Here is a 12,812-nt window from a genome sequence, read left to right as displayed (position 1 = left end):
ATCGAGAATTTCTTTATGATTCATACGATTTACTCCCTTCTATGATGTTTTGCACACTCTTAAAATCCAATTTCCCTAGCGCCACCTCTTGCATCAATCCGATGATTTGCTCGTCTGTATACGTGCCCTTTATGTGATGTGCTGCTGCGCTATGATTTTGTTTTTCCGCTTTTAAGGCCAAATGGTCAGATAGAGCTTGGACTGTCTGACATTCAAGGATTTCCCGACCGGCCATCTTCAGCTGCGTGGTTTTTTCGATATGCCGCATCAATTTTCGGCCAAGAATTGAATCCATCCCATAATCCAAAAAGTTTCTTTTGAAATTGATTCGATCCTCAGATATGCCCAATTCTCGTGCTAAAAATTGAACAATGATCTTTTGAATATGGGTTTTGCCATTCGGCTCGTCAATCTCTGTTTTCATATCTTGTGAATGCTGTTTAACGGCCACTGATTGCTGGGTGCCTGACGAAACCCAATACCGCTCCCTTGCAAATGGATAACCAGGTAAAGAAACCATTCGAACGTGATCGCCATCATGAAGGAGTTCCCAAGGAATCTGATATCCTTTCACCCAGCATTCCGCGATGTTTTCCAAATTTCTTTCTTTTGCGAGAGCCTGCAGAACTGCTTCATCTTGTTCTTCTAATATCCCTTCTGTATATCCTGTATAAAGGGATCTCTGTTGGCCCGATATCCCACCATTCTTCATTGCTTCCACATATTCCTTCAATTTTCGCACCAATTGCTCCTGATTGTTTGCAACGATCGCTAGCCTTGCTTCCATGGCTTTTCTCCCAACCTGAAGCGTATATGCCACATCAGGTAAAGAAAAGTTATGATTCTGCTCCAGATACGCAATCATGCGGCAGGCAGCATCCTGAAGCCGATCGTCATTTTGGGCTGAAAGCACGATGACCTGCGGTGACCCTTGATGCCGCTGTGTGGACGGCTGATCATCCGGAATGTATTCTTCAATGACTGCATGTGCATTGGTGCCGCTGATTCCAGTCGTGCTGATCGTTCCCATCCTCGGCTTCTGATTTTTCCTGATCCACGAACGGTTTTCTTTGCAAAGCACAAATGGGCTTTCTTTAAACGGAATATACGGGTTTTCCGATTCACAGTGATGAGTGGCCGGAATGATCTGGTTTTTCATAGCCATCAGCATACTGATTAAAGCAACCGTTCCTGACGCTGCAAATGTGTGTCCGATTAAAGGTTTAATTGAGCTGATCATACAGAATTGCTTCTGCTTCGTATATTTGCTGAACACGCTCGTTAACGCTTGGACCTCAAGCGGATCACCAAGATTCGAGCCGGTACTGTGCGCCATCACATATTGAATATCGAGCGGATTGATTTCATTTTTTTCATAAATGTTTTCGATCAATTCTGCCTGGCTAAAAGGATTTGGCGCAGTAATGCCGTTGGTTTTGCCATCGTAATTCACGCCGCTGGCCTTGATGCAGCCATAAATATGATCTTTATCTTCAATTGCCTTTGATAATGGTTTCAAGAGAACAGCAGCCACCGCTTCACCTGGCACAAGACCATTGGCATCCTGGTCAAACACTTTGCATTGTCCGTTCGGAGACAGCATTTCGGCCCTTGTCAGCGCCTCAAAAGACATGTGAGAAATATTCAAGCTGACGCCGCCGGCTAAAGCCATTTCACAATCCCCCTGACGCAGAGCTGAACATGCCTGGTGAATCGCCACAAGTCCAGATGAACATGCTGCTGTCAAAGCCATATTAGGCCCTTTTAAATCCAATGCGTATGCGATTCTCGCAGACAACGTGGCGTTTTGTGTTCCGTTAATGTAATCCGTATCTCCGGTTAGATGCGCATATTCCCCTTCTTCCACACCTACATAAACACCGCAGGATTTTCCTTTTATCCGATCTCCCATATAGCCGGCGTCTTCAAACGTGTGCCATGCTTCCTCTAGAAAAATGCGCTGGCGCGGATCCATGCTTTCGGCTTCTTTAGGCGATATTTGAAAAAACAGCGGATCAAACCGGTCTATGTCCTTCAAAAATGCACCCCACCTTGGCACTGCTTTTTCTGGATCTCTGTTAGCTCTCCCCCATTCCCGGCGTTCGCCCGGAATGTCAGAGATACACGATTTACCGTTTTTCAGATTATCCCACAGCTCATGGACCGAATCAGCTTGAGGGAACCTGCCGCTCATGCCGATAATGGCAATAGGCTCATCGTGAACCTGCCGAATGCTTTGTTTACTGGTTTCCGGTTCTGGAGCTACAGGAATTGCTGCATAAGCTTCAGGGGGCTTTTGCGCCTCTGATGCATCATCCCGGTAAAATGCTTCAATCAGCTCTTTATGATCGGTTAAGAAAAAGCCGATCAATTCTTGTAAAGTCGAATAGCCGAAAAATAAAGCCGGTGTCACTTCGATGTTGAAATGCTTTGATAACACATTCGAAAATTTAGCCAAATAGATCGAATCAAATCCGAAGTCGGCCCAATTTTTGTTCAAATTCAGCCTGTCCTTTGAAATCTTAAGCAATGTGTGAATATGCTCTTTCAAGTCGTGTTCTAAACGCTTTTCAATGCTTAGTGTTTTTACCTCATCCTTGTTTTCTTGTGCTAGAGGGGCTTGAGTGGCCGGTTCTGGAATAGCTGGTTCAGTCATTCCTAAAAATCTGCTGACACGGCTGGGCTGACCGGCTATCACGAGATGCTGAGCATCCTGCTGAGCTAGGATGTGCTCAAACATACGGATACCTTCCTCGGCTTCTAGGAAGCGTTGGCCGCTTGATTTCAGGTACATATCCGTTGTTTCCTCATCACCGATCTTCATTCCGCCATCCTTCCACACAGGCCAGTTGATGACAAACGTTTTACCGTTATGCAGCTCATTTCTGTATTGTGCGTAAGCCATCTGAAACCTATTGCCAATCGCATAATCACAACATCCAAAATCCCCTAAAACCGCAGAAGAAGAAGAAAAATAACACATAAAATCAAGGTCTTCATTTTTAAGCCATTCATCAAGCGCTATCGTGCCGTTGATTTTCGGTTCAATGATGCGCTGGAAGCTTTCGATCTTTTTGTCAAAAATAGCAGAGTCGCTCTCGATTCCGGCTGCATGAATAACACCGTTGATGGCACCGAATCGGTCTTTCCCTCTTTTTACGCAGTCTCCCATTGCGATAGGATCAGACACATCTGCTTCTGCATACATCGCTTCGCCGCCTAGATCCTTTAATTCTTTTATTTGCTTTTGCTTCTCATCATTAAAAGGCGACCTCCCTGTCAAAATCAGGTTTGCGGCATAGTTTTTGGCCAAATGCTTGGCAAATAAATAACCAAGCCCTCCTACACCGCCTGTAATCAGGTAAGTACCGCCAGACTTCAATTTGCTGTCGTCCGGTTGTAACGTTGTCTGTTCAATGTGATTTACATATCGTTTCAGATTCTGATACAAAACCGTTTGTTCAGCTGAAGCCTGTAATTCTGCCCATATTTTACGTGTCCAATCATCCATCGATCCTTGTTCCGCCGGCTGAAAGATTCCAGTCACTTTTGTATGCGGAAGGACAAGCCCGAGTGAACGTTCGAAGCCAATCCATGATTCCAGATAGCTTCGGTCAAGACCATCTTCAAAACATCCTGCCAGCAGCAGCCGTGAAGGATGAAGCTTTGCTGCGGACATACCTTGTAATAGGTAAACAATACAGGAATGGTCCTTTATACAGCGCTTGTCTTCCATAGGCCACATATAGAGGATTGCATCTGGCTCTCCAAGTTCTTCTTTAATGCTCTGGAAGGCCTTTTCAAAAGTAACGGGTTCTTGCCGCACAATCTGGTAGCTATATTCAGACTGTTTGCTGTACACTTCGCCCTGTGATATAAAAATGACCTTGGTATCTTGATCAACGTTTTTCAGGGCTGAAGCAAATGCGTTTTGCTTTTCTCTTTCAGTCAGAAAACAGATGAGCGTTTTGATACGTTTCGATGTGAAAGTCGCCGGCTCTTCTTTCCACACTTCTTGAAAAGTCATAACCTTGAAAGGTTCTTCTGTTTGCTGATCATGATCCTGTTCTATAGACGCCGGAGCCTTTGCCGCGCCTGGTGCCCAGTAACGTTCTTTTGCAAATGGATATGCCGGAAGACTGATCCGGACAGGCGTTTGGGTGCCGTACAGCATGCCCCAGTCGAAAGACAAGCCTTTCACCCAAAGATCCAGCAGTTTCGTGTATTTCCCTTTGCTCATCCATGCTTCTATGATTTTTTCCGTATCCTCATCCGCTGATAAAACTGCTAACGCTTTTTTGTTATCATCGATGCGATCCAGATACAGGCTGTCTGCTTTGTTTTCGATAAAATCGTTCAGCTTTCTCTCAAGATCCTCTAGTGATTCCGCTATAAAGGCCAGCCGTTCTTCCATTGCTTCACGGCCCGTTTGCAAGGTATAGGCGATCCTGATCAGGTCTGTTTCGCGGTACCTTTTTTGTTTGATGGCTGTAAGCAGCTGTTCCGCTTTTTCTTGCAAGCGTTCCATGTTTTTGGCCGACAGCACAATCATCGCTGGAGGATGGTCTTTCGGCGTTTGCGCCCCCGTTCTTGGAATATATTCTTCCAGGATGATATGGGCATTGGACCCTCCGGCGCCAAAACTGCTCAAGCCAGCGCGCCTAGGCACCTCTTGCCCGCCAATCACCGGGCGTTTCCATTCACCAAGTTGCTGCTGAACGACAAATGGCGTATGGCTGAACTCGATGTTCGGATTCAACCGCTGAGCATGCAATGATGGCGCAATTTTGCCATATTTAAACTGAAAAAGTATTTTTGTCAGCCCTGCAATTCCGGCTGCACTTTCACAATGACCGATATTTGATTTGCTGGAGCCGATCGCACAAAACTGTTTCTCCTGCGTATCTTTCTCGAATGCTTTTGTTAACCCCGCTATCTCAATCGGATCTCCTAATGCAGTGCCTGTTCCATGCGCCTCTAAATAACTGATGGTTCGGGCAGGAATGTCGGCGCGCTCCATTGCTTCTTTAATCACCTGTGCCTGTGCATGAGGATTTGGAACCGTGTATCCATTTGTTTTTCCTCCGCTATTAATGGCACTTGCCTTTATCACACCGTAAATATGGTCACCGTCCGCTATTGCTTGCTGCAGCGGCTTTAACACAATGGCGCCTACGCCTTCACCGTCGACAAATCCATCTGCATCATCGCCGAATGATTTACATGTATCACTAGCAGAGAGCATATTCATGACAGATAAATTCTGATAGTGAACCGGGTCGACAACTAAATTGACACCGCCGGCAATGGCACAATCACTCGATCCGCTATAAATGCTTTCCAGCGCTAAATGAATCGCTGTCAGGGATGATGAGCAGGCTGTATCGACTGCAAGACTCGGGCCTTGGAAATTCAGTAAATAGGATATTCTGTTGGCGATAGACCAATAGCCGTAGCCGGTCGGATAATTTTTGTTCATGACCCCGGCAAAGACGCCGATTTTTCTGCTTGAACAGAGCGAGTCAGGCGTGTATCCCGCGTCTTCAATACTTGCATAAGCGGTTTGCAGAAATAATCGCTCCTGAGGGTCCATTCTTTCTGCCTCAAGCGGAGAAATCTGAAAGAATAATGGATCAAACTTGTCCATATCCTTGATAAATCCGCCCCATTTCGTATAAATTGATCCTTCTTTTCCTTTTTCTTTATCGTAATAAGCTTTCCAATCCCAGCGATCTTTCGGAATTTCCTCAATACAATTTCTTCCTTCTTTTAGGTTATTCCAAAAGTCTTCTGCTGTTTCCGCCTGAGGATAGCGTCCAGAAATGCCGATAACGGCAACGTCACGGCTTGCAAGAGTGTTTGTCGGTGTTTCTTTCTCCCCGCTGAAGCCAAGCTTGCGATAGCGCCGTGTTCTTTTAGCGGCCTGATCAGGTTTCTGTGAAGATTGGGTTCTGCTTTCGGCCGGTGTCTGTTGTTGAACTTGACGGTCAAGACCTGTTAATTTCATCAGCGCTTCTGTTTTTGTTTTGATGAAATGCTCCACTAATGCGTCAATGGTCTGGTACTCGAAAAATAAAGTGCTGCTTACATGGTCAAATTCTTTACGCAATGTATTCGTCAGCTGGACAACAACGATAGAATCAATACCGTACTTTTCAAGCGGTTCAGATGACTCAATCTTTCCTGCAGGAATTTTCAACGTTTCCCCGATTAGTTTTTTCATATATTCTGTGCTTTTTTCTCTTAGGAGAGCATGTTTCGATTGTCCAGCTTCCTCTGAATCTATGGTATGAATGTAGGCTGGCTCCTGATTAGACGCTTGTGAAACAACCTTCTCCGGCAAGATCACATTTTTCATCATACGTCGAACCAGCCCGTTGCTTGAGGCTGCGACGATTTGGTGACTCAGATCATGTGCCGCCTCGGCCGGGAAAAAGACAGATTCAAAGCCTTCGCTTTCAAGTGCCGCTTTCCAGCTGTCAGGATGTAAGCCTGGACAGCCGGGAATCCGCACTGCAGGATCTTCATACAGCCACCAGCCTTCCAAAAGACCAAAGGTGATGTGAGGGAACAGGCTGTTTCCCGCCATTTCATTCAGCAGCAGCATTCCGTTGTTTTTCATTACCGCTTTTGTATGCCGCAGTGTTTGACGGATATTTTTTGTTGCGTGAAGGACATTAGCGGCAATGACGACATCATAGCCTCCCGCTTCAAATTCCTGCTGATCAATCGGTTTTTCCACATCAAAAAGCTGATATGTCAGGTACGGATTTTCCGCCCCATATTCCTTTTCTGCATGCAGCAAAAATGCTTTAGACAGATCTGTATAGCAATATTCATTGATGTGCTTTTGATATGGTTTCAGTTTTTCAAAGATTCCGGCACTCGTGCCGCCTGTGCCTGCGCCTATTTCCATAATGCGAATCGATGCCTCAGGGTCGTGCTTCAGACGTTCATCCAGATAAACTAATAATGTATCGGCAAGCACTTTATTAAAATAGTCTGCCACTTGGTTATGCTTATAAATGCCTTCCACAAGTTCCATCGAGGAATGCGGGAACATGATATCTGTTGCAGGGACTTTCCCTGTCAAAATATCCGGTAATGCTTTCAGCATGGCCTCTGCTAATACAACCATCGCCTTTGTCTCGCTGTCTTTAAGCCACTTTTCTTTTTTCGCGTTCCATTCTTGCCAAAGCAGCTCGATATCCTCTGCTTGGTCCTTCCTCACCAATGAATCTCCAACTTTCTTAAGATAGCCATGCTGCAAGAGAAATTCGCTGCTTTGCCGAATCCATTTTCCATAAAATTCACGAGTCTTATATTGTTGAAGACGTTCAACCGATAATGTATAACCATCAAACAGCCCGGCTGTTTGCAGCTGTCCTAACAACAGCCTGTAAAGAAGATCATCAAGCTCTTCATGTGTCACTCTTTGAAATCGTCCCGTAGTCGGCAGACGCTCCATCAGGCTCTCTGCATCTGCTGAAGGTTGCTCTGGATAAAGAGTGATGAATTCATTCTGATTCACGCCTTCGACTGCTACAGGCTTTGTCGTATGAATGAAAGCTGTTTGGCTGACTGGCCCAGAAAGCAGTGCTTCCAGCGCCTTCATAGCCTCCGCAGGCTCAATTAAACCTAAGCCGATTTGATTCATGAGTTGTACATAATGTTCATCCTCAGCCGCTTCACTATTCCCCCAATATCCCCAGTTCATGACTTTTACAGGGCATGCCCAGCTCTGAGAAAGCCGGTGAGCAAAAGCATCTGCAAATGTACAGCCAGAGGCATAATGGCTTTGCTTCACATTTTTGATATGGGCTACAAGCGAAGAGAAGAATAAAACAAAATCTACATTCTCCTGACGGAACACTTGGGCCATCCGAATACTGACATCGATCTTCGCCGCCAGTCCAGCGGTGAATTCTTCCGGCTTCATTTTTTCCAGGCTTTGCTCAAATAAAACCATCGCAGAGTGAACAATCCCGTGAATATGAGGATGACGTTTTTTCACTTGTTCATAAGCCTGCTGCAATGAATGCTTATCGGCTGCATCGGCTGCAATGTAGAAAGGCTCAGGGCCAAGCGCCGAAAGTCGGTCTATTTTTGACTGGATGGCAGCATTAAGTTGACTTCGCCCAATCCAAACGATTTGCGCCTGGTAGCGGCGGATCATGTACTCACTCCACGCCTCTCCGATATACCCGGCTCCTCCGATGACCACATAGACTCCGCCTTTCCGATATAGCGTGTCGCCTGACAGTGAGTGCCGATATGGGATCAATTGCTGCTGATGCCATTGCTGATTACGATAGGCCCAAGCATGGCCAAGGCGGTCAGCTGGGAGCGCAAACATGTGATTTACCGGCCATGTGCAGCCTTTTTCAAGATCGAGAAGACGGATTTTCCAGTGTGGATATTCCTTTGCCATTGTGCCGGCAAGCCCATGAATGCTTGCATGAGCGGGTTGTACTGCCTCATGTTGCGTAACCGGCTGCGCTTGGACGGTCACAAGAGACCATTCAAGTTGTTTCTCGCCATAGCCTAATTGCAGGCATGCTTTCACAAGCTTAAATAAGTGAAGAACAGCTTCTTCTTGTCCATCACTACCTATACTTCCCCGGTGTGACGGGGCAATCCACAAAACATGGTCAATGCTTCCGTACGCTTGCAGTTTGTCCGCTATTCCCTCAATGTCATCTGCAGGCCGGATATCGATAAAGGATACTTGCGGATAATGATGCTTTATTAATGCCCGATCAGCTTCAGCAGCACCGCATAAAACAACTCGTGTACCAGCAAACGAAGCATTATCCTCCGTATCTGAAGAGACTGGTTCCCAGACAGGGATCATCATCGTATGCCCGGTCAGCTGAGAATCAGTTAATAGTTGCGGCTTTGAATGCTGCTCTCCATCAAGTGCCCGCATCGAGGCACCCTTCATTCGCACACAAACATGTCCGTTCTCATCACATAAATCAATATCATACTTTCTGACTTTGTCCTCCGCTTTACTGTCTGAACTGTATCGAATATAAGACCATATCTTCTCTGGACATGGGCTGAAAATATCAACCTCCTGCAACGCAAATGGAAGAGACAGCGTCTGAGCTTGTCCAGCGGCATTGACTGAGCTAACGATAAAACCGACTGTGGCATGGAACGCGGAATCCATCAAACTCGGGTGGAGCGCAAAATGCTGCTTGTCGTTTTTTAGAAAAGCGGGTAACGAGATTTTTGCAAGCAATTGATCTTTGCCGACATAGACTTTTTCAATCCCTTGATAGCCCTCTCCATAGTCAAGCCCAATCTTTCGAAACGCTGCATAGCATTGTTCTGACGTCACTGTGTCCAGGCTGCATTCTGTCTGTATTGATGAAAGGTTTAAAATGGAAGTCTCCGCTTCATCTGAAATGACAGCGCGGCCTTGGCAGTGTATCGTCAGGGTTTCTTTATGTTCAGAGCTGCTATAAATATCAAAGGAAATGTCCCCGTTATCCTCAGGAAAAAGGCCAATATGTATTTCTTTTGGTTCACTTTCTATCGTGATAGGACGCACCCACACAATGTCTTTAAGCGACACCACTCTTTGTTCGCCGTCCAGATCGCCTGCAGCTTTTTCCGCTGCTTCCCTTGCCATTTCTAAATAGGCAACGCCCGGCAAAATCTTCTGTCCCTCTACAACATGATCTGAAAGGAAAAATTCCGTGCCTGTAAATACAGAGCTAAAGCGCTGCTCAGTAAAGTCTGATGTATTGCGGTGCACCAGCGGATGTAAGATATGATTCACAGTGCTGGTTTTCATTTCAGGAACCGGGATCCAGTAGCGCTCCCTTGCAAACGGATAGGTCGGAACACTGATTTTAAGCGGCTTGCGATCGCCGTATAGGTCTTCCCAGGTGACCCGCTTTCCTTGAACCCATGCTTTCGCCATTTCCATCATTTCACTGTCTGTTATCAAATTGTTATTCAGCGCATTTACCGAAGTTGGCCCAGCCGCCTCCTGATTCTCCTTGGCTTGTCCGGTCCAGCAGCCCTCGATCTCTTCTTCGCCATTGGCAAACGCTCGAAGTTTAGCCGTTAAATCTTTTATGTCTTTTACAATGAAGGCCGCACGCTCCTCCATTTCAACCCGTCCTGCCTGCATGGTATAAGCTAACGCTAAAAGATTGACGTCCTCGCTAAGAAAATCAAGAAGTTTAAGAGCGTAAGCCTGCAGACGATCTTTGTTTCTCGCAGACAAAGGTATCACTATTTCTTCATTTTTCGTTAAAATCGTCTCTGAATGGCTCTCTGCCGGAATATATTCTTCCAAAATAAGATGCGCATTTGATCCTGAAGCGCCAAACGAACTTAAACCGGCACGGCGGGGATATGTGACGTCCACCCCGTTTTCTGTAAAAGATGGCTGCTCCCATTCCTTTGTTTCATGCTGGACAAAAAATGGGGTTTGATCAAGCTTCAAATAAGGATTCAGCTCTTCTGAATGTAATGACGGCACCAAGGTTTTATGATGCAGCTGCAGGACAGTCTTCGTTAAGCCGCTAATGCCGGCTGCAGCTTCAGCATGGCCAATATTCGATTTAACAGAACCGATTGAACAGAATTGCTTGTCCTGCGTATTGCGGCTGAAAGCTTTTACTAACCCCTGTATTTCAATCGGATCTCCCAATGAGGTGCCAGTGCCATGGGCTTCAACATAGCTGATGGTGCGCGGATCAATTCCTGTTTTTTCTAGACACGCTTCGATAACATCAGCTTGAGCTACCGGGCTCGGTACTGTAATTCCGCTTACTTTTCCTACATGATTTATCGCACTTCCTTTGATGACAGCATAGATTCGGTCACCGTCCTGTTCAGCTTTTCGCAGCGGTTTGAGCAATACTGTCCCGACACCTTCTCCAGATACGTAGCCATCTCCGTCTTTGCCGAAAGTATGGCAATAGCCGTCACTTGAGTGCATTCCTACACTGCCATAGCTGATATATTTAGCCGGATGCAATGACAAATTGACGCCTCCGGCAAGCGCGGCCTCGCATTCTCCATTCCGGATGCTCTCTATTGCCAGATGAACCGCAGTTAATGAGGAAGAGCAGACCGTGTCCACCGCCATGCTTGGGCCGTGGAAATTACAATAGTAAGAGACCCTGTTGGCGATTTGCGCATAATTCAGCGATAAAGGAAATGGATTGTGTTCTGATAGAGCTTCAGCCCCTATAAGGGAATAGTCCTTATGCATTACGCCGGCAAACACACCGACATGCTGTCTTTTATTTTCTCCCTGCGGTGAAGCAATTGTCTCTGGTGTATAACCCGCATCTTCAATAGCTTCCCAGCATGTCTCTAAAAATAACCGTTCCTGAGGGTCCATCATTTCCGCTTCACGCGGAGAGATTCTGAAAAATTGAGGATCAAAGCAATCAGCCTCCTCGATAAACCCGCCCCATTTCGAGAGTGGCTTGCCTGCAGGTGAATCCTGTCCATTGTTTTCTTTCCACTCCCAGCGTGAGTTTGGAATCTCTGTGATGCAGTCGGTACCCGCTTTAAGATGTTCCCAAAATTCCTGTATGTTTTTTGCCTTAGGATAGCGTCCCGCCATTCCGATAATGGCAATGTCCTCCCCGATCTCTGGTGAAGAGGTAACACCATCAGGAGAATCCTTCATTGGTGAAGGAGATTGGCGGACAGCATCGTCCGCCTCTCCAATTGAATAGTGATCAGCAAGATGAGCAGCTAGTTCTGCAATTGTTGTAAATTCAAACAGCAGTGTCGGAGCAAGATCCGCTCCAACCTTATCTCCAATTTCCTGAACCATGGTAAGCAATGACGGAGAATCCAGACCAAGCTCATAGTACCCAGCGTGGATATCCATTTGTTCTGCCGGCCTTTCAAGCTGCTTAGCAAGCAGCTGACGCAAATACATTTCAAATGCGGGATAGTCCTGACTGATGTTCTGAGAGACAGCAGCTCTTTCTTCTTGAATTTCTTTTGGAGAATGAAAGGCTGACATATTCCGTACAGACTTGCCTGCAAATTGTTTCAGCTCGGCCACTTTTTGTCCTGATGAATTAAAATATTCAATCGTCATATAAGTGAGCTCTTTCTTTTGGCGCACAGATGAGGAGAGGATCCGTGCTGTACATCCTTTTTGCAATCGTTCTGAAGCAGAAAACGATTCATAATACAATGGCAGGTACATCGTTTGATCTGAGATCAGGCAGCTTGAACCTATGCCGCTGCCGTCAATAAGCGTCGGATGAAACAGAAAAGCTTCAGAATGGCGCAGGGCTTCCTGTCCAACTGCTAAATCAATTAAAGCACCCTCTTTGGTTTCATAAATCCGCCCTTTTGCCTTCATCATGCCGGTATGGACTAACTCCTGAGAACGGCATTGTTCATAGATTTCATCTAAATTCAGAATCCTGTCAGCTGTACTTTTCCACTGATTAAGGTCTATTGATTCGGCAAAAGCGGTTTGCTCTTTACGATGCATGTCAGCAGTCACATATTGTCTCTTGTCAGATAGCGATTCTCCATGCTGTTTTTGTCCGTCGATGATGATGGACCATGTCCCTTCCTTTCTTTCAGACACGTGAATGGTCAGGGCAATGTCATATGACTCATCTGCGATCAAAGGGTAAAAAATGGTCAGGTTTTTTAATTCAAGCTCTTGGTATGCATAACCATGTTCCTGGAATACTTGGTAGATTAAATCTATATAAGCAAGGCCGGGTAATAACGCTTGTCCATATACCTTGTGGTTGGACATGATTGGATTATTTAATGAAATGTGCAGTTGTTCAGTTATCATT

The 12,812-nt window shown here is 45.9% G+C and carries 1 protein-coding gene; it reads right to left on the bottom strand.

Annotated features, from left to right (window positions below):
• Positions 1-13: 13 nt before the first annotated feature.
• Positions 14-12,811, bottom strand: coding sequence for a polyketide synthase PksM (gene pksM / locus AC07VD_RS09785; RefSeq protein ID WP_494721719.1), 12,798 nt, complete (start codon positions 12,809-12,811; stop codon positions 14-16).
• Between the last annotated feature and the right edge of the window lies 1 nt (position 12,812).

Source organism: Bacillus sp. GW821-FHT01G09 (genome assembly GCF_059422205.1).
Note: the sequence above shows the minus strand (reverse complement) of the source record. Positions and strands in the feature narration are given on the sequence as shown.